The organism is Curtobacterium sp. BRB10 (assembly GCF_031844325.1).
GTDB lineage: Bacteria > Actinomycetota > Actinomycetes > Actinomycetales > Microbacteriaceae > Curtobacterium > Curtobacterium poinsettiae_A.
The window spans coordinates 106,592-129,857 of record NZ_JAUZVA010000005.1 but is presented as its reverse complement, the minus strand read 5'-3'; the positions used below and the strand labels follow the sequence as shown (position 1 = coordinate 129,857).

Here is a 23,266-nt window from a genome sequence, read left to right as displayed (position 1 = left end):
GAGCCGCACCGTTCCTCCAGACCGGGTCTACTGCTGTGCTGGCGTGACGCTAGTCACGCGCTTTCGCGAGGAGGTCCTCGCGAGGGTTCTCGTCGGGCAGAGCGGCTGCGAGCGCCTCGACGGCCTCGCGCTGCTTGTCCGACAGGTGGGACGGCACCGCGACCTGGACGGTCGCGAGCAGGTCACCCGTGCCGTTCTTGGTCGTGACGCCGCGGCCCTTGACGCGCAGGACGCGACCCGACGGTGTGCCGGGAGCGACCTTGAGCTTCACGGGCGAGCCACCGAGCGTCGGCACCTCGATCGTCGCGCCGAGCGCCGCCTCGGTGAACGTCACGGGGACGTCCACGCGCAGGTTGAGCCCGTCGCGCTCGAAGACCGGGTGCTTGCGCACCGACACCTGGACCACGAGGTCACCGGACTCCCCGCCGTCGGGCGAGGGTTCGCCGCGCCCGCGCAATCGGATCTTCTGCCCGTCCGCGACCCCCGCGGGGATCCGGACGTTCACCGGCCGGCCGTTGCCCTGCGACAGCTTGACGGTGTCACCGGCGATGGCCGTCGTGAAGTCGAGGGTCGTCGACGCCGTGACGTCACGACCCTTCGTCGGCCCGCCGAAGCCGCGGTAGCCGCCGGAGGTCTGACCGAAGCCACCGCCGCCGCCGAACATCCCGCCGAGGACGTCCTCGAACCCCCCGGCACCGCCCGCGCCGCCCTGGCCGAAGCGGACGCGCTGTCCACCGCCGCCCTGCTGCCCGAACATCCCGCCGAAGACGTCCTCGAACCCGCCTTGGCCTCCGCCACCCGCGGTGAAGCGAGCGCCGGACCCCATGGCACGGACCTGGTCGTACTCCTGACGCTGCTCCTTGTCGGAGAGCACCGAGTACGCCTCACTGATCTCCTTGAATCGGTTCTCGGCGGCGGCGTCACCCGGGTTGGAGTCCGGGTGGAACTGCCGCGCGAGCTTCCGGTACGTCTTCTTCAGCTCGGCGTCGGAGGCGTCCTTGGACACGCCGAGGACCTTGTAGAAGTCCTTGTCGAACCAATCCTGACTGGCCATGGATCACCTGCCTTCTTCTGTCGTCGCCACGGGGACCCGGCTCAGGCCGGGACCGCCACCGCGACCTTGGCCGCGCGGAGCACGCGCTCACCGAGCTTGTAGCCCGGCTCGACGACGTCCGCGACGGTCTGTCCGGTGGCGCCCGGTGTGGGGAGCTGGACGATCGCCTCGTGGATGTTCGGGTCGAACGCCTCGCCCTTCTCGCCGATCTGCACGAGCTTGAACTTCTCGAAGCCCCCGCGGATCTTCTGGCCGATGACCTGCATCGGACCCTCGGCGAGGTCACCGTGAGCCTCGGCACGGGTGAGGTCGTCGAGCGCGGGGAGCAGTGCCCGGACGACCTCGGCGATGGCGACCTCGCGGTTGGCCTCGCGGTCACGCTCGACGCGCTTCCGGAAGTTCACCAGCTCGGCCTGCGCACGGAGCATGTCCGCACGCATCTCGGCGACCAGGTCGCGGTCCTCGGTGCTCAGCTTGTCCTCGGCGATGCCGCGGGCGGCGTCGGCGAGCAGGGCCTCGTCCTCCGGGGAGAGGTCGTTCGCCGCGTCCGCAGCCGGGCCCCCGGCGGCGGGGCCGTCCGTCGGCACTTCGACGTCGGGCCCCTCCGCCTCGATGAGGTCCTCGGGCTCCTGCGCGTTGGTGGCGTCGCCTTCGACCTGGGGCTCGCTCTCCTCGGGCACGTTGTCCTTGGGATCCGTCATCGTTACTTCTTGTCCTTGTCGTCCTCGTCGTCCACGACCTCGGCGTCGACGATGTCCTCGTCGTCCGCCTGCGCCTGGCCGTCGGCGGTGGGCTGCTCGCCACCGGCCGCGGCGCCCGCGTCCTGCTGCGAGTAGATCGCCTGACCGAGCTTGCCCTGCGACTCGTTGAGCTTGTCGAAGGCGGTCTTCACGGCGTCGTCGTCCTCGCCCGCGAGTGCGGACTTGAGCGCGTCGACGTCGGCCTGCACTTCGGACTTGACGTCCGCGGGGAGCTTCTCGTCGTTCTCCTTGATGAGCTTCTCGATCGAGTAGACGAGCTGCTCGGCCTGGTTGCGACGCTCGTTGGCCTCGCGACGGGCCTTGTCCTCGGCGGCGTGCTCCTCGGCCTCGCGGACCATGCGCTCGATGTCCTCCTTCGGCAGCGACGAGCCGCCGGAGATGACCATCGACTGCTCCTTGCCCGTGCCCTTGTCCTTCGCGGACACGTGCACGATGCCGTTGGCGTCGATGTCGAACGTGACCTCGACCTGCGGCACACCACGGGGAGCCGGCGCGATGCCGGTGAGCTCGAAGGTGCCGAGCGGCTTGTTGTCGCGGGTGAACTCACGCTCGCCCTGGAAGACCTGGATCGCGACCGACGGCTGGTTGTCGTCAGCGGTCGTGAAGGTCTCGCTCCGCTTGGTCGGGATCGCGGTGTTGCGGTCGATGAGCTTCGTCATCAGGCCGCCCTTGGTCTCGATGCCGAGCGACAGCGGCGTGACGTCGATGAGCAGGACGTCCTTGCGCTCGCCCTTCAGCACGCCGGCCTGCAGCGCGGCGCCCACGGCGACGACCTCGTCCGGGTTGACGCCCTGGTTCGGCGACTTGCCGCCGGTCAGCGACTTGACGACCTCGGCCACGGCGGGCATGCGGGTCGAGCCACCGACGAGCACGACGTGCGCGATGTCGTTGACCGAGACTCCGGCTTCCTTGATGACGTCGTTGAACGGCTTCTTCGTGCGATCGAGCAGGTCGGAGGTCATCTGCTCGAACTGTGCGCGCGAGATGGTCTCGTCGAGGTTCAGCGGGCCGTCGGCGGTGAGCGTCAGGTACGGGAGCTGGATGTTCGCCGACATCTGCGACGAGAGCTCCTTCTTGGCCTGCTCAGCCGCTTCCTTCAGGCGCTGCTTGGCGATCTTGTCCGTGGACAGGTCGACGCCGTGCTCGTCCTTGAACTTCTTGATCAGGTGGTCGACGATGCGCTGGTCCCAGTCGTCACCGCCGAGGCGGTTGTCGCCGGAGGTCGCGCGGACCTGGATCGTGGAGAAGTCGTCGTCCTTGCCCACCTCGAGCAGGGAGACGTCGAACGTGCCGCCACCGAGGTCGAAGACCAGGATGAGCTCGTCTTCCTTGCCCTTGTCGAGCCCGTAGGCCAGCGCGGCCGCGGTCGGCTCGTTGATGATGCGCAGGACGTTGAGGCCGGCGATCTCACCGGCATCCTTCGTGGCCTGGCGCTCGGCGTCGTTGAAGTACGCCGGCACGGTGATGACCGCGTCGGTGACGTCCTCGCCGAGGTACTGCTCGGCGTCGCGCTTCAGCTTGCCGAGGGTCCGGGCCGAGATCTCCTGCGGCGTGTACTTCTTGCCGTCGATCTCGACGGTCCAGTCGGTGCCGATGTGGCGCTTGACGCTGGCGATGGTGCGGTCGACGTTCGTCACGGCCTGGCGCTTCGCGGTCTCGCCGACGAGCACCTCGCCGTCCTTCGTGAACGCCACGATCGACGGCGTGGTGCGCATGCCCTCGGCGTTCGCGATGACGGTGGGCTCACCGCCCTCGAGCACGCTGACGACCGAGTTGGTGGTTCCGAGGTCGATGCCTACTGCACGTCCCATGTGGTGATGCTCCTCTTGCTAGGGGTAAGTCGTTGGACTTGCGTCCGATGGACTCAACTCTACTCGGGACCGCGGCGACGTCAACCCAGGAAGGCAGAAGTTGCGTCGAGCCCACTCAACTCCCAGCAAGTGGCGGTGCGCCCTCATGTGTATTTCACATGATATTCTGGATGTACATGCCGCGGCGCTCGTCGTCGCCCGCGTGCTTCCCTCCCGCACAGCCGCCGTCGCGCGGCTTGTCCTGAAAGATGCACATGTCTCACAAGAAGAGGGCCCTGAAGGCCTTCAAGTCCATGGGCGCGGCCGGGCTGGCCGCCGCCTCCATCGTGTCGGGGTTGTCCTTCGGCGCCTCGGCTGCGTCTGCTCATCAACAGATCAATTCTCGTGAAGGTGCTGCCACCGCAGACACCGGACGCCCGTCTGGGCGCTTCGTGATCAAATCAAACGCTGACGGCAGTTACTGGGCGATCACTGGAGCGAATTACACCACGGGTACTCCTTTTGCGGCGAGGGTGGAAGGGGTGAGTTCAGGTTCGCTCGCCGACGCGAAGTCCCGTGCGACGATGGCTGAGTTCCCCGCCCCAGGCACGTCAGGTCCCATCAAGAACTCGGCAGGTCAGTGCCTCGTATCGAATCCGCTTTACCTGGCATGGGGAGGTTGCGCCGGCGCCCCTAACTATGGCATGTCAAAATCCCTTGAATTCAGTTTGACCACGTGGGGTGGATCGTATATCGCACTTGGACGACAAGGTGGTTTCTCTCTCGCTACCTACGACGAAATCGCTGACTCTGTGCACCGAGCTCTCGTTGTCACTGCGCAGAGGGTCAACAACATCGCCCGAAATGCAGTGGTTTCGGGGACGGCGACACCGAAGGGCACCGTCTCGATCGGCAGCAAGACCGTGAACGTCGATGACAACGGCAAGTGGTCGATGACCGTCGAGGGGCTGCGCGCTGGGGCGAACTCCTTCACTGCCGTGCAGAAGGTCAACAACGTCAAGGTCGATGAGAAGCCGCTGACGGTGACGATCGTGGAGGGTGGCACCGTCGTCGGTGTCGACCAGGGCCCGGTCAACCTGGAACGTGGTGAGAGCACGCAGCTGCCGATGATCGTGCAGAACAACGAGTCGCGCGCGAATTGGAACGGCACCGTCGTCATGAACGCACCGGAGGGCACCACGTTCGACGGGCAGACCCGGATCGACGCGGGCTGGAGGGCAGTCGGGGGCTCAACCTGGAGCCCGATCACATCGATGCCGCTGACCAATGGGCGGCTGTCGAACAACGACAAGACGATCACGTTCGACGCGAAGTGGACCGAGAACCACGGCGCGCCGGAGCAGTACCGGTACATGGTGAACGTCACCGCAGACGAGGATGCTGCTGCGGGGGCGAGCCAGATGGGCTTCGTGTTCGCTGGTGACAGCTCGAAGGGTGACTTCCGTGCCGAGGGGAAGACGACCACCAATCTCGAGGTCGCGCAGCGTGAGCTGACGGCTGCAGTCGACTCGATCGACCACGCCGACGGCAGCGCGGTCCTCACGGGCACGGCGACGCCCGGCGCGACGATCGTCGTCGGCGAGCAGAGCGCGACCGCGAACGACGACGGAGACTGGAGCCTCGAGGTCACCGGCCTGGAGTCGGGCCCGAACAGCCTGCTCGTGGAGCAGAAGATCGGCGACGACACGGTCGACTCGAAGCCGGTCACGGTCACGATCAACGACGCCGCGATCGTCGGGCAGGACGGCGCAGCTGCAACCCTGCAGCGCGGCGAGACGACGAAGGTCGAGGCGCAGTTCCAGACCAAGGGCGACGTGTCCCGTCCGGATGCGCAGGTGACGTTCATCGCGCCCGAGGGCACCACCTTCGCCGAGGGGCAGAACACCATCGAGGGCTCCTACAAGCGGCCCGGTGAGGACTGGACGAACCGTTCCGCCACCCTCACCAACGGCGACCTGTCGATGGACGGCAAGACCTACACCTTCACGTTCAAGCCGACCAGCAGCACGTGGACCCTGCCGGACGCGTCGCTGCTCCGTTGGAGCATCGAGGTCGAGACGCCAGGGGAGATCGCAGACGGAACGCCCTCGATGACGACCACGCTCGCCGGTACGGCGGTCGAGGGGGCGTTCGACACGTCCAGCACCACCGCGACGACCATCGCCGCTCCGCTCACGGCGGCGGTGGACTCCGTGGACGACGACGCGATGTCCGCGGTCGTCTCCGGGACCGCCACGAAGGGTGCCGAGGTCTCCATCGGTGACCAGCGCACCACCGCCGACGAGACGACGGGCGCCTGGAGCATCACTGTCACCGGTCTGGAGGACGGCGACAACGTGCTCACCGTCGTCCAGAAGGTCAACGGCGTCGAGGTCGACCGCAAGACCGTCACCGCCACGGTCGAGCGCGACACCGAGCTCGCGCCGATCACCCTCTCGGGCCCGGCTTCGGTCACTCCGGGGCGCTCGAACACGTTCACCGGCACCGGTGAACCCGGCGCGACCTACCGCGTGCTCAACGTCTCCGGGACGCAGATCGTCCCCGGCACGCTGGACATCGACGAGAACGGCAACTGGACGTTCAACCGGGTCGTCTCCAACGGCGCACCGAACTTCCGCTTCGTGATCGAGCAGACCAAGAACGGCAAGACCACGAAGTCCGAGCTCTTCACGGTCGACGCCACCGCCCTCGCGCCAGTGACCGTCACCACGCCGGCCGCCGTCCGCCCCGGTGTCTCGAACACCTTCACCGGCACCGGTGAGCCCGGCGCGACCTACCGGGTGCTCAACGTCTCCGGGACGCAGATCGTCCCCGGCACGTTCGAGATCGATGCCCAGGGCAACTGGACGTTCAACCGCGTCGTCTCCAACGGCGCGCCGAACTTCCGCTTCGTGATCGAGCAGACCAAGAACGGCCAGACCGAGAAGTCCGAGCTGTTCACGATCAACGCCGCGGCGCTCACCCCGGTGACCGTCACGACGCCGGAACGGGTCACTCCGGGTCGCTCGAACACCTTCACCGGCACCGGTGAGCCCGGCGCGACCTACCGGGTGCTCAACGTCTCCGGCACCCAGATCGTCCCCGGCACGTTCGAGATCGATGCCCAGGGCAACTGGACGTTCAACCGCGTCGTCTCCAACGGCGCGCCGAACTTCCGCTTCGTGATCGAGCAGACCAAGAACGGCCGGACCGAGAAGTCCGAGCTGTTCACGATCAACGCCGCGGATTTCGCTCCGGTGACCGTCGCCAACCGTTCCGTCACCCCCGGTGTCGTGAACACCTTCTCCGGCACCGGTGAGCCCGACGCGAGCTACCGCGTGCTGAACGTCTCCGGCACGCAGATCGTCCCCGGCACGTTCGAGGTGGACGGGCAGGGCAACTGGACCTTCGACCGCGCGGTCTCCCGCGGTGCGACCGAGTTCCGGTTCGCCCTCGAGCTGACCAAGAACGGCAAGACCGAGCGCAGCGAGCTCTTCACGCTGCCGGCCGACACCAAGTAGCACCCCGGCCCCTCCCGTCCACGAGACGGGAGGGGCCTCCCTTCTTCCGCACGGCGTCAGCGCCGAACGAACTCCTCGGAGAGGAAACCCGATGAACACCACGCTCCGCCGCGGCCTCGCCGCAGCATCCATCGCCCTCGTCGCCGCGATCGGCGTCACGGCGTGCAGCCCGTCCGAAGCGAAGGACCCGAAGCCGACGGCCTCGAGCACGACGAAGGCGGCTGAGACCGTCTACAACAAGTGCATCGACGGTGCGGTGCAGCTCTGGGACGAGAACGCCGAGTCCGACGAGACGATCACGACTGACGACTGCGCTGCGGCGAACCTCATCAGCTCCGACCGCACGTACGCGCTCGGCTCGGTCGGGACCATCACCGTCGAGGCCAGCAACGCCACCATCACCGTGTCGTCGACCAAGAAGGTCTTCTTCAGCGGCTCGAACAACACCCTCACCTACAACGGGGAGGCGCCCGAGGTCGACGACCAGGGGAAGGGGAACACCATCACGCCAGCCGGCTGAGTCCGACCGCCGACGGCACCGAGGAGGGGACGGGAGCAGTCTTCCCGTCCCCTCCTACACGCCGTATTGTTCTTTCAGATGTGATGTTTTACACTGGTGCCACATCCCGACCGGAGGCTCCTCTTGAACTACCTCGCCGTCATCCGCGCCCTCCTCTCGGGCTGGTGGATCATCGCCGGTGCAACGCTCCTCGGAGCTGGCGTATCGATCGTCATCACGAGCGTCACCCCGCCCACGTACGAAGCGTCGACCTCCTACTACGTGTCCGTTGCCGGCGACACCTCGGCTTCCGCGGGCGAGATCGCGCAGGGATCGAACGCGGCGCAGCAGAAGATCAAGTCCTACACGCAGCTCGCGACCTCCCCCCGGGTGCTGCAGGGCGTCATCGACGAGCTCGGCCTCGACACCACCCCGGCGGCACTCGCCTCCCGAGTCACGACATCGGTCGACACCGGCACCGTGATCATCCGGATCGCCGTGCAGGACGGGTCCGCCGACGCCGCGGCCAGGATCGCCGAACGGATCGGCAAGAGCCTCGCAGCGGTGGTGCAGCAGATCGAGCCGGCCGGCGCCGACCGGGCGCCGTCCGTCAGACTGGAGGAGGTGACCCCCGCGACCCGTCCGCTGAGCCCCGTCGCCCCGAGGAAGGCCGCAGACCTCACCCTCGGCCTGTTCGGTGGTCTGGCAGTGGGCGCGGCCCTCGCGTTGCTCCGCGCTGCGGTCGACACGCGCGTCCGCTCCGGCGAGGACCTCGACGGCGACGTCCCGCTGGTCGGTGACATCGCATTCGACGCCGATGCCGCCCGGCACCCGCTGATCATCCGAGACGAGGTGAACTCGGCGCGGTCGGAGGCGTTCCGCAGCCTCCGGACGAACATCCAGTTCCTGCGGACCAGTGGGGCACCGACCATCGCCGTCACCAGTGCGCGTCCGTCCGAGGGCAAGACGACCACCACCGCCAACCTCGGGATCGCTCTGAGCAAGAGCGGCATGCGGACGGTCATCGTCGACGCCGACCTCCGCCGCCCGAACGTCGCTGCCGTCATGAACGTCGAGGGCGCCGTCGGGCTCACCGACCTGCTCGTCGGTCGCGTCGAACTCGTCGACGTCCTGCAGGACTGGGGGCTGGACGGCCTCTCGGTCCTGCCCGCCGGCACGATCCCCCCGAACCCGAGCGAACTGATCGGGTCCGAGGCGATGGCGCGCGTCCTCGCCGAGCTGGCCGCCGACCACGACGTCGTCCTGGTCGACACGCCACCGGTCCTCGCCGTCACCGACTCCGCGCTCGTCAGCACGCTCGTGTCCACGACGCTGCTCGTCACCGCCGCCAACCAGACGAAACGGTCCGACGTGCGACTCGCGATCGAGGCGCTGGCGCGCGTCGGCCAGCAGGTCGACGGCGTCGTCCTCACCAAGACCAAGCACAAGGCATCCCGAAGCGCGTACTACCGCTCGGAGTACACGAGCACCCGCACTGCCGAACGATGACGAGGACCCGACCCATGCGATCCCCAAGCCGCAGACGCACCCTCCGTGCGAAGCGCTTCTCCGACATCATCGGCGCTTCGCTCGCGCTCCTCGCACTCGCTCCGGTGCTCGCCGTCGTCGCCGTCCTGGTCGCGGCTCGGCTCGGTCGTCCGGTGCTGTTCCGGCAGCCCCGCCCCGGGCTGCACGGCAAGACGTTCACCATCCTGAAGTTCCGGACGATGCTCGAGCCGGACCCCGTGGCGGGGCTCGTCAGCGACAGCGACCGGCTCACGCCGTTCGGTTCCTTCCTGCGGTCGACGAGCCTCGACGAGCTCCCCAGCCTCTGGAACATCCTGCGGGGCGACATGAGCTTCGTCGGCCCCCGCCCGACCCTCTGCCGCTACCTCGAGCTGTACACCGCCGAGGAGTCACGCCGACACGACGTCCTGCCCGGTCTGACCGGTCTCGCCCAGGTGCGCGGCCGCAACGCGCTCCCGTGGCCCGAGCGACTGCGGTCCGACGTCGAGTACGTCGACACGGTGACGCTCGGCCTGGATCTGCGCATCCTGCTCCGCACGGTCGTCATCGTGCTCCGCCGCGAAGGGATTGCCGCGCCGGGTCACGTCAGCTCCGACGTCTTCGAGGGCACCGCTGCGATGACGGGTCGTTCCCGGTGAGGACCGTCTGGATCGTCAACCACTACGCGCACCACCGCGAGCGGGACGGCCGCGCGACCCGACACCAGCACCTCGCCGCGGGTCTGACCGAGCACGGTTGGCGCACGGTGGTCATCGCCGCCGGCACGGACCACCCCTCCGGCCGCTCCCACCTGCACGGGACGACGCTGCGCGAGCGCTGGACGGGCGACGGGTACGAGTTCTGCTGGCTCCGCGGAGTCGACCACCGTGGCGCTGGAGCCCGCCGAGCGGTCCGTCGCATCGCCGACATCGGCTTGTTCACCGCGCTGCTGCTCCGACCTGCTTCACTCCGAGGGCTCCCCCGACCGGACGTCGTGATCGGTGGATCCTTCCATCCCCTGGCCGCGTGGGGCGCCTCGGTGCTCGCACGACGGATGGACGTGCCGTTCGTCTTCGAACCGCGCGACCTCTGGCCGGAGTCAGCCCTCGGGCTGGCGGGCATGACCGAACGGCACACGGTGGTCCGGCTGCTCCGACGGCTGGAACGGACCGTCGTCCGTCGGGCAGCGCACATCGTCTCCCCGCTCGAGGGCGTCGGCCGGTACTACGCCGACCGCGGTCAGCCCACGCCCTTCACCTGGGTCCCGAACGGTGTCGCGCTCGACGAGCGAGCCGACCAAGCCGACGCACCCGACGAACCCGACACACCCGAAGAGCCCGCCGACGAACCCGACTCCGCACCCGCGCCCGCGCCCGCGCCCGATGACGACCGCTTCACGGTCACCTACATCGGCTCGATGGGGCCGGCGAACGCGCTCGAAGCCGTCCTCGACGGCTTCGACCTCGCCGCCCGCCGGGCCGCCGCGCGCGGCGGCCCACGTCTGGTGCTCCGCATGGTCGGGGACGGATCGGACGTCAGCGCGCTCCGGGAACGCGCGTCGCGCCTCCCGGCCGGCGCCGACGTGATCTGGGACGGACGGGTGCCGCAGGACGATGCCCGCCGCATCGGACGCCGGGCGGACTGCCTGGTCGTCAACATGCACGACCTCCCGCTCTACCGACACGGCGTCTCGATGAACAAGCAGTACGAGTACATGCTGCTCGGCCGCCCGTTGCTCGTCGGAGCACCCGTCACGCTCGAACCCGTGGCCGCCTCGGCCAGCGGCCTGCACGTCCGGCCGGACGACCCCGAGGCGATCGCCGAGGGCATCCTCGCGCTCGCGACGATGCCCGCCGCCGAACGCGAGGCCATGGGTGCCCGCGGCCGCGACCACGTCGTCCGCGAGCACGACTACCGCCGGCTGGCCGGCGTCCTGGCCGGCGTCCTCGACGACACCGTCGCCGCCTGACCCTCCCCTCCCCCGTCCTGTCCTGTCCCGTCCGAGGAACCCCGAGCATGCTCCCCGACATCGTCCACGTCTCCAGCGCCCACCCCTGGGTCGACAACCGCGTCCACCTGCGGGAAGCCAGGGCCGCCGCCGACGCCGGCTACCGCGTCCGGCTCATCGCGGTCGAATCCGACCTCGACGCGCCTCCCACGTCCGTCGAGGTGGTCCGGATCCCCCGGCGTTCCCGGGTCCGGCGCATGGTCGTGTCGACGACGCAGGCGCTCACCCTCGCGCTGCGGTCGCGCGCCCGCGTGGTGCACCTGCACGATCCCGAGCTCATCTGGACCATCCCGGTGCTCCGGCTGGCCGGTCGCACCGTCGTCTACGACGCGCACGAGGACCTGCCCGACCAGGTCTGGGGCAAGGACTACCTGACCCACCGGCAGCGTGCCGTGTTCGCGTTGCTCTCGCACGGGCTGCTCCGCGTGGCCGGGACCGCGAACCGGGTGGTCACCGCCACCGAGTGGACCGGACGCCGGTTCCCGGCGCCGCGCCGGATCGCGATCCACAACTTCCCCTTCGCGCGTCCAGAGGACGACGCCCAGGTCGGCCTGGAGGCGCGGCCCGCCCTGGTCGCGCACGTCGGGGTCCTGAGTCACGACCGCGGGATCGACGTGCTCGCGTCCGTCGTCGAGGAACCGTCGTTCCCGGCGGGATGGCGGATCGGGATGGTCGGGTCGATCGACCGGGCGACGTCGACGGAGCGGTTGCGTGCCGCCGAGGCCACCGGCCGGGCTGTGCACGGTGGCGTCGTCGGCCCGCTGGAAGCGCGCGACCTGCTCCTGCGGGCTCGGATCGGCGTGGTCCCGTTCCGCCGGACGCCCGTCACCGACCAGATCTTCCCGACGAAGCTGTTCGAGTACCTCGCGGCCGGACTCGCGGTCATCGCCACCGACGTGCCTCTGTGGCGGCACCTGTTGCGCGGTGTCGAGTGCGTGACCTTCGTTCCGGCCGACGATCCCACTGCCATCGCGGAGGCGATCCGCCGGTACGCGGACGACCCCGCGCTCCTCGAGCGACACGGGGCCGAGGCCCGGCGGGCCGCCGCACGGTTCAGCTGGGCGCCGGAGGCCGAGCGTCTGGTCGCGATGTACGACGACCTCCTGCCCGGCGTCCGCGCAGCACGACCGACGCCGACGGCAACCCCGTGACGCGGGCGACGATCGACCGCGGCGAGCTCGCCCGTCCGGTGGGACGGGTGATCGGCGTGTTCATCGCGGTCGGACTCCTCGGCCTCACGATGAACTGGATCTCGGCGAACCTCGTCGCGCCGATCTTCTCGTACCTGGGGTACGGCTACGTCCCCGCAACCTGGCAGGCACTGCTCGTCGTCGTCGTGCTGACGACCGGGGTGGCCCTCACGCTCCCCCGGGTGCTCGTCCGCCCGTCGCACGTCGTGCTCTGGACGATCTTCGTCGTGTGCGTCAGCCCGACGATGATCATGAGCATCTCGACCGGGTACGTGTCCACCGCCACGGCGATCGCGCTGAGTGCCGCGGTCGGGACGGCCTTCGCACTGGTCAGCCTCGCCACTCCGAGCGGCGCGACTGCTCCGGCAACCCGGGTCGAGCGGGCGGACGACGTGCTGGTCATCAGTGCGCGACGGATCGACCGTGGCACGCTCACATGGCTGGTGTGCGGCCTCTACTCCCTCGTCACGTACGGCCTGATGGCGGGGACGGTCGGCATCCACATTCGTTTCCTGGCGCTCGACGACATCTACGAGGTGCGTGCCGACTACTCGGCAGACGTCGGGACCGGCGGCGCCCTCGGGTACCTGCTGACCGGTCAGGCGTACGTGATCAACCCGCTGGTCCTCGCGCGGGGCATCTTCCGTCGGCGCCCGTCCATGGTGGTCCTCGCCCTCGCCGGGCAGTTCCTGCTGTACTCGAGCACCGGGTTCAAGGCGGTCCTGTTCTCGTTCATCGCCGTCCTCGGCATGGCCGTGCTGTTCCGGGGTACGAAACCGGCGCGGTCGCTCGCCTTCCTCACTGCGCCCCTCGCGATCATGATCGTCTCCGCGGTCGCCGACGAGGTGCAGGGCGGCATCACCTGGACGTCGGTGTTCACCCGTCGCTTCATGCTGACGCCGGGGCTGCTGTCCTCGGTCTACGTCGACTACTTCTCCGACAACCCCATCGCACGCTACGGGTACTCGTTCCTCAGCCCCTGGATCGAGTACCCGTACGACCTGCCGCCGCCGAAACGGATCTCCGACTACCTGGTGCCCGGGTCGGTGGGCTACGCGAACGCCAACCTGTTCGCCGACGGGTTCGCGAACCTGGGCTGGATCGGGATCTTCGTCGCGGCGGCTGCACTGTTCGTCTGGCTTCGGTTCCTGGACGGTGCGAGCCGGGGGCTCCCGATGCGGGTCGCGGCGATGGCGGTGGTGATGCCGAGCATCATGCTGTCCAACACCTCCATCTTCACGGCGATGCTCTCGCACGGGCTGCTGATGGGGACGCTGATCCTGCTGATCGCCCCGCGCAGTGGCTGGGAGCGGGCCGCGCCCAGACGGCGCCCCACCATCCTGGGCGACGACCGGCTGCGAGCACGATCCCGGGCCGGCCGCCGCTCGGCGCTGGCGGGCGAAGCACCCGCACCCGCGCTGTCACAGGGGCCGGCATCGATGCTGCTCCGCGCGCTGCCGGGGCAGGGCACTGGGCGCCGTGATGCTGCAGCACGTGCACGGACCGCTGGCCGGACCGACCGGCGGAAGGTGCCCGGGCGTCGGGCAGCTCAGCCCTCGCGGACCCGGAGCACCGCGCCGGCACCCGCCACGACCGCGGTCGTCGTCGCGGCCCAGTCGTTGTCCACGAGCACCAGGTCGTTGGCCGTCTGACGGCACAGCACCCCGTAGACGGCACCGCTCTCGACACTGCCCTCGTACCGGTTCCCCACCAGGTGCCCGCGGTTCTCGGTGGCGCGGACGTCGATCGCGACCGATGTGGCCGTGCCCTGTCGCCGCAGCCCCGCGATCCGGTTGCCGACAAGCGTGATGCCGTCGTTCGAGTGGTACAGGGAGAGCCCGCGACGGACTCCACCCGGGCAGTGGTTGTGCGCGACGATCAGATGCCGCGTCAGGTAGACGAGGACGGCCCCGTCGCGGTCACCGTCCCCGTACCCCGACACCGTGTTGCGGAGGACGATGCCGTTCGCCCGTTCGGCGGGGTCACCGACGGTCTCGCCCGCGCCGCGGATGACGATGCCGGACCCGGGGCCGGACGTCGTCCGGCGGACGACGTTGTCGATGACCGAGCAGTCGAGGGGCGCGTACTTCGTGGCGCCGGCGTTCGACTCGTCCTTCGAGGGGACGACGGCGATCCCCACCCGGCAGTTCTCCACGAGGTTGCGGAGGATCGCGATGGACTGCCCGCCGTGGGTGTCGATGCCCTCCCACGCGGGGACGTCGGAGACGTGGTTGTCCGCGATGACGACCCGGGCCGAACGCGGTGCGCCGAGGAGCCCGGTGGTGGTCGCGCGGACGGCTTCGATGCCGTACGAGTTCAGGTAGGGCGCAGGCTGGGTCACCCGGGCGATGCGGTTGCCGCGCACCGTGCCGTCGGTGCACGAGAACATGAGCACTCCTGCGTAGCCGACGTCGGCGATGACGCTGTCCGCGACGGTGAACGCGGCGCAGTGGTCGAGGAGGACACCGTCGTGGGAGAAGTCGCGGATGTCCGCGCCGAGGATCCGCACGTCGTGGAACGGCCGTGTGACGGTGCCGACGACGTGGATCCCCCGACCGAGCCCGGAGTGGTCCGACCCGGAACCACGGAGGACCGCGTCGATGATGGTGACGTCCGACGCACCGACGACGAGCACGTCGATGTCGCGCGTGGTGGAGAGCGATCCGCCGACGAACCGGATCGTCATCGCGCGGTCGATCCGCAGCGGCTCGGACAACACCCAGTGCCGGGTCACGACGAGCACGGCACCCGCGTCGGTGGCCGCGACGGCGTCCTGCAACCGGGCGACCCCGGCGTCGGTCACCATCCGGGCCGTGTCCGCCGGCGCGGGAGTCGAGCGTCCGGACGCGGCGGCCGACCGGGTTCCGGTGGCGAGCAGCGCTGCGGGGATCGCTCCGGCCGCGCCGAACAGCGCACCCCGTCGGCTGACGACCGACCGGGGTGTCGGGAGCGGCGTCACCGCCCGACGGCTTCCGGCATCGGCGGAGCGCCGGACAGCGACCGGTACAGGTCGAGCAGGACGTGCTCTTCGTGGTCCCACCGGAAGCGTTCGAGCACCAGGGCGCGGCCGGCTTCGGCGTGCCGCCGCAGCAGCTCAGGATCGCTGTCGTACCGGCGGAGCGCGGCCACGACGGATTCCGGGTCACCCGGTGGCACCCACGTCGCGCAGTCGGCGCCGTCGAGCAGCTCGCGCCAGAGCGGGACGTCGGTCGCGACGACCGCCAGTCCGGCCGCCAGGTACTCGAACAGCTTGGTGGGGATCGACGCCGCGTAGGCGGGTGTCGGCAGGAGTGGGAGGAGCCCGACGCGGGCGGTCACCAACAGGTCGCGGGCCGCGTGCGGGGCCAGGACGCCCCGGTGGTCGATGCGCCCGGTGTCGACCAGTGCGTCGAACGCACCGCGGTCGACCGCCGAGTCGATCGGACCGGCGGTGACCACGCGCCAGCCGTCCGGGAGCCCGGGTGACGCCGCGACCCCGGTCAGGACGTCGATCCCCCGGTCGCGGCTCATCGAGCCGAGGTAGACGGCCACCTGACCACGAGCAGCGGCTGGCGGGGCGTCGGTGTCCTGGGTACGGAGCCGTGGGACGTTCCGGACCAGGACGGTCCGGTCGGCGCGGAAGCGGCGTGCGATGGTCGGCGTCGCGGCCACCACGGTGCGTGACCGGCGTGCCAGGGCCACTGCGGCGTGCGCCGCCACCGTGCTGCCACGGCGGGCGACGGGGCCGAGGTACTCCTTGCCCCGCACCTGCTCCGGCAGGTCTTCGTGGGCGTCGTACACCACCGTCCGGTGCAGCACCCGCAGGAGCGGGAGCGCCCAGAGCAGTTCGGGGTCGTGCAGGTGCACGATCGGCGCCCGTGACGAGAGTGCCGCCCCGATGACCTGCACCGAGGACACCAGGACCCGTCGCCCGCGATGCCGGGCCGGGATGCGTCGGACGTAGACCCCCGTCTCGGGGTCGGGGAGGTGCCAGTCCGTTTCAGGGCCGGCACCGGCGGCAGCGACGGCGACCAACGCCGTGCGGTACCCGGCACGCGCCGCGCTCGCCGCAGCACGGAGGTGCACTCGGTTGTCGGTCCACGGGTGGGCGCTCGAGACATGGACGATGTCGAACGGGCGGGGTCGAGGGGCCATGCAGCGAAACTACGGGGCGGCCCGGTCCCCGCGCGAGTTATCTACATGTTGCATTCCAGCGGACCGGTCCGCTCACGGCACCACACCGAGCATCTCGTCGTGCTGGCGGGTCGCTCGCACCACGAGCAGCAGGACCGCCGCGTAGGAGACGGTCATCGCCGAGGCGAGCGCGACGAGCACGACCGGCATCGGGGCCCCGAGCACGGAGGGCACGAGCACCGCGGCGGCGCACACCACGAGACGCGATGCGTCCCACGTCAGCTGCGCACCCTGCCGCTGCAGCATCGACAGCACCTGCGTGACCGGCGATGCGGCGACCTGGACCGCGAACGCCGGGACGAGGACCTGCGCGTAGGTGCCGGAGACCGCCCACTCCGCACCGAACACGTTCGAGAACACGGCGGGTCCGAGCAGCACGACGACGAGTACCGCGACCGCACCCGCGGTGGCGAGACGCACGACGAGCCGCAGGACGAGCCGGCGCACCGGATCACCCGACCGGATGCGGAGTCCGAACGCCCCGGCGGCGTACTGCGCGGTGGCGTCGGCGACCATGCCGACCGGAGCACCGAGCACCCGCATCGTGAGGGCGACGAAGCCTGCGGCGACGCTGCCGTGCAGCGCCGCGATGAGCAAGCCGGGCGCCTGCTGGCCGACGACGTTCAGCATCGAGGACCACGGCGTGATGACGAGGAACCGCCGGTGGTGACGGGCGGCGGCCGTGAGCGACCGAGGGGTGGTCCGCTCGGCGTCGCCTCGCCGGAACCGGACCATCCCGAGCACGGCCGCGATCCGGCCCACCGCCAGGCCGCCCACCAACCCGACCGGACCCGCCGCGGCCATCGCCACGTTCCAGACGGACTGGCCGATGCCCTGGCAGGCGTTGCGCACGGCGATGGACCGGTGCTGCTGCCGCCGCGCGAGCACGGCGGAGGCGATCCGTTGCGCCCCCACCGCGACGACCGTCACGGGGACCGTCCACCACAGGTCCTCGAGGGCCGGTGCGGTGAACCACCGTGCCGCGTCGCCGCGGAGGACCCAGGCGACCCCGGCGGTGCCGACGCCGACGATCAGCGTCGAGAACAGACCGAGTGCGACCAGCGCGCTGGTCGTCGCCCGGTCGTGCGCGACGACCAGTGCACGGTCGGTGCCGAGCGTCGCACCGGCTCCGAGGATGCTCGCGACCGCTGTGACGACCGCGAGCGTGCCGAAGTCCGCCGGGGTGTAGAGCCGCGTCAGCAGCGGTGAGATCGCCACGACCAGACCCTGGCCGAGGACCGTGCCGACGAGGATCGTCGCGATCGCCGGGAGCCCCCGTCGTGGCGAGGACCGCACGGCGTCAGGCCACGGGGACCACGGGCGGCGCACCGATCGCGGTCACCGTGGTGGATGCCCACCGTTCGACGTCGAGGACCCGTCGTCCGTCGACGACCGTGCGGACGCCGGGGAGCCGGGACTCGTCCCACGTCGCGTACTCGGCGTGGTCGGCCTGCACGACCGCCGCGTCCACCGGTTCACCGTCGGCGTGGGGCTCGAAGCCGAGACCGCGGAGTTCGACGTCGGAGTACAGGGGGTCGGACACGGTCACCACTGCGCCGTGCGCCCGGAGCGCGTCGACGGTGCCGAAGACCCCGGAGAACGCGGTCTCCTTCACGCCGCCACGGTAGGCGGCACCGAGGACGACGACCCGCTGGCCCCGCAGGTCCCCGTGCAGGCGCCCGAGGAGGTCGACCGCGTGGGCCGGCATCGCGGCGTTCCTGGCACGAGCGGCACGGACGACCGTGGCTTCCGGGTCGTTCCAGAGGTACAGCCGCGGGTACACCGGGATGCAGTGACCGCCGACCGCGATCCCGGGACGGTGGATGTGGCTGTACGACTGGGAGTTGCACGCGTCGATGACCGCGGCGATGTCGATGGACTGCCGTTCGGCGAACCGGGCGAACTCGTTCGCGAGCGCGATGTTGACGTCGCGGTAGGTGGTCTCGGCGAGCTTCGCGAGCTCGGCGGCCTCGGCGGTGTGGAGGTCCCAGACGCCGTTCGGCCGGCCGAGGTCGTCGCGCTCGTCGAACTGCAGCACCGCTTCGTAGAACGCCCGGCCGCGCGCCGAGCCCTGGTCGGAGAGACCACCGACGAGCTTCGGGTAGCGCCGGAGGTCGGCGAACACCCGGCCGGTCAGGACCCGCTCCGGCGAGAAGACGACGTGGAAGTCCTGCCCCTCGAGGAGTCCGGAGCGGGCCTCGAGCCGGGGTGCCCAGCGACCGCGGGTCGTGCCGACCGGCAGCGTCGTCTCGTACGCGACCAGGGTGCCGGGTCGCAGGTGGTCGCCGATCGTGTCGGTGGCTGCGTCCATCCAGCCGAAGTCGGGGATGCCGTCGGCGTCCACGAAGAGGGGCACGACGACCACGACGACGTCGGCGCCGGGGATCGCTGTCGCGGCGTCCGTGGTCGCACGGAGCCGCCCCGCGGGGACGACCTCACGCAGGCCGTCGGCGAGCCCGTGCTCGCCGGGGAACGGCTCGGTCGCGGCGTTCACCGCGTCGACCACCCCGCTCGCGACGTCGAGACCCGTGACGCGGGCACCGGACCGTGCGTACTGGACGGCGAGCGGGAGCCCGATCTTGCCGAGACCGACGACGACGACGTTCATGCTGCTGCTCCTTCGGCGTCCGTACCGAGCTGCACGGTCTGCTGGATCCGCGAGGACTCGAGGACGGCCTCGGCGACGAGCACCGTCCGGAGGCCGTCGCGGAGGGTGACGATGTCCGACGGCCGCCCGAGCACGGCGTCGCGGAACGCCTCGTGCTCGACCAGGAGCGGCTCGCGCTTGCTGATGGCGAACCGGGTGCTGGCCCCCTCGGACACACCCCGGAACGCGGCGACCTGGTCCCACTCGGTCTGGACGGTGCCGTTCTCGTGGAAGGTCAGGTCGGCGGTGAGGGTGTCGGCGACGAACGTGCCGCGGTCACCGGTGACGATCAACAGGCGCTCCTTGTACGGGGTGAGCCAGTTCACGAGGTGCGAGGTCAGCGTGCCGTCGGCCAGGCGACCGGTGACGGTGACGAGGTCTTCGTGGGGGCGCCCGCTCTTGGTCCCCGCGAGCGCACCGACGTGGACGAACGGTGACCGGGCGATCCACGACGTCGAGTCGATGTCGTGCGTGGCGAGGTCCTTCACGACGCCGACGTCCGCGATCCGTGCAGGGAAGGGCCCCTGTCGACGCGTGACGATCTGGTAGACGTCGCCCAGCTCGCCGGCGTCGAGCCGCTGCCGCAGTGCCTGCAACGCCGGGTTGTAGCGCTCGATGTGCCCCACCGCGCCGACGAGTCCGGCGCGGTCGAACGCGCCCACGAGGCGCGCCGCAGCCGGACCGTCGACCGCGACGGGCTTCTCGATCAGGGCGTGCACCCCCGCCGCGGCGAGTTCCAGACCGACGGTCTCGTGGTGCGCCGTGGGCACCGCGACGACCGCGGTGTCGAGGCCGAGCGCGATGAGCTCCCCGACCGACCGGACGACCGGCACGCCCTGGGCGACGTCGCGCTGGTCACCGAGGGCATCGGCGACGCCGACGAGTTCGACCCCCTCGAGCGACCGGAGGACCCGGGCGTGGTGCCGCCCCATCATCCCGAGGCCGATCACCCCGGCCCGCAGCACGCCGCTCATCGTCCGGCCCCGGCGAGGGTGTTGACGGCCTCGACGACCCGGTCGAGCTGCGAGAGCGTGAGGGTCGGGTACACCGGCAGCGCGAGGACCTCGGACGCCGCACGCTCCGTCTCGGGCAGGTCGAGGTCGTGCCCGAACGACGGGAGCCGGTGCACGGGGGTCGGGTAGTAGACGCCGGAGCCGATCCCGAACTCGGAGCGGAGGGCGGCCGCGAAGCCGTCGCGGTCCGAGGGCACCCGTACGACGTACTGGTGGAAGACGTGCTCTGCCCGCGGATCGGTCGTCGGCGTCACCACGCCGTCGAGCTCGCGGCTGAAGTAGGCGGCGTTCGCCTGCCGCTGCGCGGTCCACCCCAGGACCTTGCGGAGCTGCACGCGCCCGATCGCGGCGTGGATGTCGGTCATCCGCGCGTTGAAGCCGATGACCTCGTTCGCGTAGCGCTGCTCCATGCCCTGATTGCGCAGCAGCCGGAGCATGCGGTCGACCGCGGCGTCGCGGGTCGAGACCATGCCCCCTTCGCCGGCGGTCATGTTCTTGGTGGGGTAGAGGCTGAACGCCGCGGCGTCGGACGAACTGCCGACGCGCGTGCCCGCCCACCGGGCTCCGTGCGCCTGCGCAGCGTCCTCGACCACGAGCAGGTCGTGCTCCTCGGCGATGCGCGCGATCGCGGTCATGTCGGCCGGGTGTCCGTAGAGGTGCACCGGCATGACCGCCCGGGTCGCCGGGGTGACCGCAGCGCGGACGGCGACCGGGTCGACGCAGTAGGTCAGGGGATCGATGTCGACGAACACCGGCTCGGCGCCGACGAGTCGGACGGCATTGGCCGTGGCGGCGAAGGTGAACGACGGCACGATGACCTCGTCACCCGGACCGATGCCGAGCGCGACGAGCGCCAGGTGCAGTGCAGCGGTGCCGCTGTTGACCGCGGTGACCGAGGCTCCGGCGACGAGGACGTCGCCGAACTCGCGCTCGAAGGCGGCGACCTCGGGGCCCTGCGCGAGACCACCCCCTTCGAGGACGGCATCGACGGCGCGGCGTTCTTCGAGGCCGATGAGGGGCTTCGCCGCGGGGATGAGTTCGAGTGTGGTGGTCAACGGATCGCCTCGATCGTGTCGGTGGTCTCGGAGTGGAGGAAGCGGTCACCGGTCTCGGTGCAGACCAGCGTGCGGTCGTCGACCTGCGCCAGCCGTCGGCCGGTCCGGCTCACCCAGCCGATGCGGCGCGCGGGGACCCCGGCGACGAGCGCGTGGTCCGGGACGTCGTGGACGACGACGGCGCCGGCCGCGACCATCGCCCACCGGCCGATGCGGATGGGGGCGACGCAGAGCGCCCCGGCCCCGATCGACGCACCGTGCTCGACGACGACGGCCGTGGGCCGCCAGTCGTCGGCGTCCTGCACGGAGCCGTCCGGGTTGATCGCCCGCGGAGTGTTGTCGTTGGTGAGGACGGCACCGGGTCCGATGAAGACTCCGTCGCCGACGACCGCCGGTCCGTAGACGAGAGCCCCGTTCTGGACCTTGCAGCGAGCACCGATGCGGACCCCGGCTCCGATCGTGACGCCGCGACCGACGAGGGTCTCACTGCCGACGGACGCGTGCGCCTCGACGTGGGAGTCGTTCCAGATGCGGGCCCCGGGAGCGACGGCCGCCGAGGGCGACACGACGGCTGCCGGGGCGATGAACGCCGTCGGGAGGGTGGGACTGGGGGTCATGGGTGCGCTTCCGGATCAGGCGCGGCGGGACCTCCGCTGCCCGACCACCATACGATATACCGGTACGAAATATCAAGCGTGATGATCATGAGTGCCAGGGGTTCGCGCCCCCGCCCGGCAGCCGGACGCCGGTAGTGTCGTCCCGTGCGATGGAGTCGAGTGAACTGGCCCTCCGTTGGCTACGTCTCCCTCGAGGACTTCGACGGCCAGCGCGAACACGTGACCCGGTTGCTCGAGGACGCCCCACCCACGGTCGCCGCGCTCCTGACCGTCAAGTGGACCGACTCACGGGTCGAACGCTGGGTCGTGGAGTCCGCCGACGCCGTCGTCGACCCGGACGCCGACGAGGACGACGTGACGACACCCGTCGACCTGCCGGGGCACGGTGTGCCCGACCCGGTCGTCGTGCACGCAGACATCGTGGTGCGCAACGACGAGGTCCTCGACACCTCGGACGGCCTGTGGCGCCGCTGGAACCACGCCAGGGTGTCGCTCCGACTCCGGGAGGCCGTCATCGACCCGCCGGGCATCGACGCCGCAGCACTGCTCGCCGGTGACGCGCACGTCGCCCGGGGCGAGCTCGAGTACCTGAACGAGCACGACGCCTGGGAGCTCCGCCTGCTGATCTCCCCCGTCGGCGAGGTCGCGATCCGGTTCCGGGGCGTCCGGGTGGCGATCCGGAGCGTCGCCGAGAGCGTGTACGCCGGCCTCGAGGCGCGCCCGGCACGCGGCTGGCACGGCCCGGTACCGGACGGCTGGGTCGAGTGGACGACCGAGGTGGTGCGGGCAGCGGCCTCCGGCGACCTCGGCGGACTGCACCTGGCCGACGACGCGAGCGACGTCGACGACGTCGACCCCCGCTGGGGCTTCGCCCCGCTGCACGCCGCCGCGTGGTTCGACCACCCCGAGATGCTCGAGGAACTCCTGCGCCGCGGCGCGACCCTGCAGCTGGAGGACACCGAGGGGCGGACGCCGCTGACGCTGGCGATCGACCGCGACGCGCGACGGGCGGTCGACGTGCTGGTCGCAGCGGGTGCCGACCTGGAGGCCCGTGACGGCGACGGCAACACCCCGATCGTCCGCGCTGCGTGGGGTGGGCACGCCGCGATCGTGCGTGCCCTCGCCACCGCGGGTGCGGACACCAGGGCGCGCGGGTCACGGGGTGCGACGCTGCTGATCGCGGCCGTCGACTCCGGCGACCTCGACACGGTCCGGGTCGTGCTGTCGCTCGACGTCGACCGGGACGCCGTCGACGACGAGGGCTCGACCGCCGCGGACCGCGCGGAGCTGCTCCGCGAGGCGGCCGTCGCCGACCTGCTCGCCGCGGCCTGACCGCGGCCCGCACCACGGCCCGTGCCCCGGTCATGTGCCGGGCGCGCAGAAGCGCGGCGGACGGGAGCAGGGCCTCCCGTCCGCCGCGCGCCTGCGGGGT

18 protein-coding genes are annotated in these 23,266 nt (G+C 70.6%); 8 read left to right on the top strand and 10 right to left on the bottom strand.

Translation table 11 applies throughout. The features are described 5' to 3' along the window. Nucleotides 1-49: 49 nt before the first annotated feature. The 3 genes from Q9R26_RS12095 to dnaK are packed head-to-tail and all read right to left on the bottom strand — an operon-like array spanning nt 50 to nt 3,626. A complete protein-coding gene (locus tag Q9R26_RS12095) occupies nt 50-1,054 on the bottom strand; it encodes a DnaJ C-terminal domain-containing protein (RefSeq protein ID WP_311227412.1) in 1,005 nt (334 codons plus the stop codon). Between the two features lie 41 nt (nt 1,055-1,095). Further along, nucleotides 1,096-1,755, bottom strand: a complete 660-nt coding sequence (locus Q9R26_RS12090; protein WP_259581455.1) for a nucleotide exchange factor GrpE — start codon at nt 1,753-1,755, stop codon at nt 1,096-1,098. A 2-nt stretch (nt 1,756-1,757) separates the two neighbouring features. Continuing rightward, nucleotides 1,758-3,626: a molecular chaperone DnaK gene (dnaK, locus tag Q9R26_RS12085; RefSeq protein WP_259581453.1), complete on the bottom strand. Its 1,869-nt coding sequence runs from the start codon at nt 3,624-3,626 to the stop codon at nt 1,758-1,760. A 902-nt stretch (nt 3,627-4,528) separates the two neighbouring features. Between dnaK and Q9R26_RS12080 the strand changes: the two genes are divergently transcribed. The 7 genes from Q9R26_RS12080 to Q9R26_RS12050 all read left to right on the top strand — a co-directional run bounded on the left by Q9R26_RS12080 (nt 4,529) and on the right by Q9R26_RS12050 (nt 13,981). Continuing rightward, on the top strand, nt 4,529-7,126 hold the full coding sequence (locus tag Q9R26_RS12080; RefSeq protein WP_311227411.1) for a hypothetical protein: 2,598 nt from the start codon (nt 4,529-4,531) through the stop codon (nt 7,124-7,126). Nucleotides 7,127-7,217: 91 nt separating this feature from the next. Next, nucleotides 7,218-7,646 carry a DUF3060 domain-containing protein gene (locus Q9R26_RS12075; RefSeq protein WP_311227410.1) on the top strand — a complete coding sequence of 143 codons (429 nt, stop codon included), beginning with the start codon at nt 7,218-7,220 and terminating at the stop codon, nt 7,644-7,646. Nucleotides 7,647-7,769: 123 nt separating this feature from the next. Further along, entirely contained in the window at nt 7,770-9,134 is a 1,365-nt protein-coding gene (locus Q9R26_RS12070) for a polysaccharide biosynthesis tyrosine autokinase (RefSeq protein WP_311227409.1), read from the top strand. A gap of 14 nt (nt 9,135-9,148) precedes the next feature. Continuing rightward, nucleotides 9,149-9,790: a sugar transferase gene (locus tag Q9R26_RS12065; protein WP_311227408.1), complete on the top strand. Its 642-nt coding sequence runs from the start codon at nt 9,149-9,151 to the stop codon at nt 9,788-9,790. After that, on the top strand, nt 9,787-11,100 hold the full coding sequence (locus Q9R26_RS12060) for a glycosyltransferase family 4 protein (RefSeq protein ID WP_311227407.1): 1,314 nt from the start codon (nt 9,787-9,789) through the stop codon (nt 11,098-11,100). Before Q9R26_RS12065 ends, Q9R26_RS12060 begins: the two co-directional genes overlap by 4 nt. Before the next feature lie 47 nt (nt 11,101-11,147). After that, nucleotides 11,148-12,290 (top strand): glycosyltransferase, encoded by a 1,143-nt coding sequence (locus tag Q9R26_RS12055; RefSeq protein WP_311227406.1) that lies wholly within the window; start codon nt 11,148-11,150, stop codon nt 12,288-12,290. Then, a complete protein-coding gene (locus Q9R26_RS12050; protein WP_311227405.1) occupies nt 12,287-13,981 on the top strand; it encodes an O-antigen polymerase in 1,695 nt (564 codons plus the stop codon). The genes Q9R26_RS12055 and Q9R26_RS12050 overlap by 4 nt, the downstream gene beginning before the upstream one ends. On the opposite strand, the gene Q9R26_RS12045 is transcribed toward Q9R26_RS12050, so the two are convergent. From Q9R26_RS12045 to Q9R26_RS12015, 7 genes are all read right to left on the bottom strand, one after another. Beyond that, the gene (locus Q9R26_RS12045) at nt 13,879-15,288 is read right to left on the bottom strand and encodes a right-handed parallel beta-helix repeat-containing protein (RefSeq protein WP_311227404.1); all 1,410 of its coding nucleotides are present in this window, start codon (nt 15,286-15,288) and stop codon (nt 13,879-13,881) included. The genes Q9R26_RS12050 and Q9R26_RS12045 overlap by 103 nt on opposite strands. Further along, on the bottom strand, nt 15,285-16,463 hold the full coding sequence (locus Q9R26_RS12040; protein WP_311227403.1) for a glycosyltransferase: 1,179 nt from the start codon (nt 16,461-16,463) through the stop codon (nt 15,285-15,287). The genes Q9R26_RS12045 and Q9R26_RS12040 overlap by 4 nt, the downstream gene beginning before the upstream one ends. A 72-nt stretch (nt 16,464-16,535) precedes the next feature. Next, nucleotides 16,536-17,798, bottom strand: coding sequence for an oligosaccharide flippase family protein (locus Q9R26_RS12035; RefSeq protein WP_311227402.1), 1,263 nt, complete (start codon nt 17,796-17,798; stop codon nt 16,536-16,538). A gap of 4 nt (nt 17,799-17,802) precedes the next feature. Then, a complete protein-coding gene (locus Q9R26_RS12030; protein ID WP_311227401.1) occupies nt 17,803-19,110 on the bottom strand; it encodes a nucleotide sugar dehydrogenase in 1,308 nt (435 codons plus the stop codon). Further along, nucleotides 19,107-20,123, bottom strand: coding sequence for a Gfo/Idh/MocA family oxidoreductase (locus Q9R26_RS12025; RefSeq protein ID WP_311227400.1), 1,017 nt, complete (start codon nt 20,121-20,123; stop codon nt 19,107-19,109). The genes Q9R26_RS12030 and Q9R26_RS12025 overlap by 4 nt, the downstream gene beginning before the upstream one ends. Next, nucleotides 20,120-21,217, bottom strand: a complete 1,098-nt coding sequence (locus Q9R26_RS12020; RefSeq protein ID WP_311227399.1) for a DegT/DnrJ/EryC1/StrS family aminotransferase — start codon at nt 21,215-21,217, stop codon at nt 20,120-20,122. Before Q9R26_RS12020 ends, Q9R26_RS12025 begins: the two co-directional genes overlap by 4 nt. Then, on the bottom strand, nt 21,214-21,834 hold the full coding sequence (locus Q9R26_RS12015; RefSeq protein ID WP_311227398.1) for an acyltransferase: 621 nt from the start codon (nt 21,832-21,834) through the stop codon (nt 21,214-21,216). The genes Q9R26_RS12020 and Q9R26_RS12015 overlap by 4 nt, the downstream gene beginning before the upstream one ends. Before the next feature lie 144 nt (nt 21,835-21,978). Here Q9R26_RS12015 and Q9R26_RS12010 point away from each other — a divergent pair, with 144 nt between their 5' ends. After that, complete coding sequence (locus Q9R26_RS12010) at nt 21,979-23,166, top strand: ankyrin repeat domain-containing protein (RefSeq protein WP_311227397.1); 1,188 nt, start codon at nt 21,979-21,981, stop codon at nt 23,164-23,166. Nucleotides 23,167-23,266: the final 100 nt, after the last annotated feature.

Bases quoted from the DNA above. Each gene is read 5' to 3' on its own strand.
- Q9R26_RS12095 (WP_311227412.1), bottom strand. From the start codon at position 1,054: ATGGCCAGTCAGGATTGGTTCGACAAGGACTTCTACAAGGTCCTCGGC.
- Q9R26_RS12090 (WP_259581455.1), bottom strand. From the start codon at position 1,755: ATGACGGATCCCAAGGACAACGTGCCCGAGGAGAGCGAGCCCCAGGTC.
- dnaK (WP_259581453.1), bottom strand. From the start codon at position 3,626: ATGGGACGTGCAGTAGGCATCGACCTCGGAACCACCAACTCGGTCGTC.
- Q9R26_RS12075 (WP_311227410.1), top strand. From the start codon at position 7,218: ATGAACACCACGCTCCGCCGCGGCCTCGCCGCAGCATCCATCGCCCTC.
- Q9R26_RS12065 (WP_311227408.1), top strand. From the start codon at position 9,149: ATGCGATCCCCAAGCCGCAGACGCACCCTCCGTGCGAAGCGCTTCTCC.
- Q9R26_RS12055 (WP_311227406.1), top strand. From the start codon at position 11,148: ATGCTCCCCGACATCGTCCACGTCTCCAGCGCCCACCCCTGGGTCGAC.
- Q9R26_RS12040 (WP_311227403.1), bottom strand. From the start codon at position 16,463: ATGGCCCCTCGACCCCGCCCGTTCGACATCGTCCATGTCTCGAGCGCC.
- Q9R26_RS12030 (WP_311227401.1), bottom strand. From the start codon at position 19,110: ATGAACGTCGTCGTCGTCGGTCTCGGCAAGATCGGGCTCCCGCTCGCC.
- Q9R26_RS12025 (WP_311227400.1), bottom strand. From the start codon at position 20,123: ATGAGCGGCGTGCTGCGGGCCGGGGTGATCGGCCTCGGGATGATGGGG.
- Q9R26_RS12015 (WP_311227398.1), bottom strand. From the start codon at position 21,834: ATGACCCCCAGTCCCACCCTCCCGACGGCGTTCATCGCCCCGGCAGCC.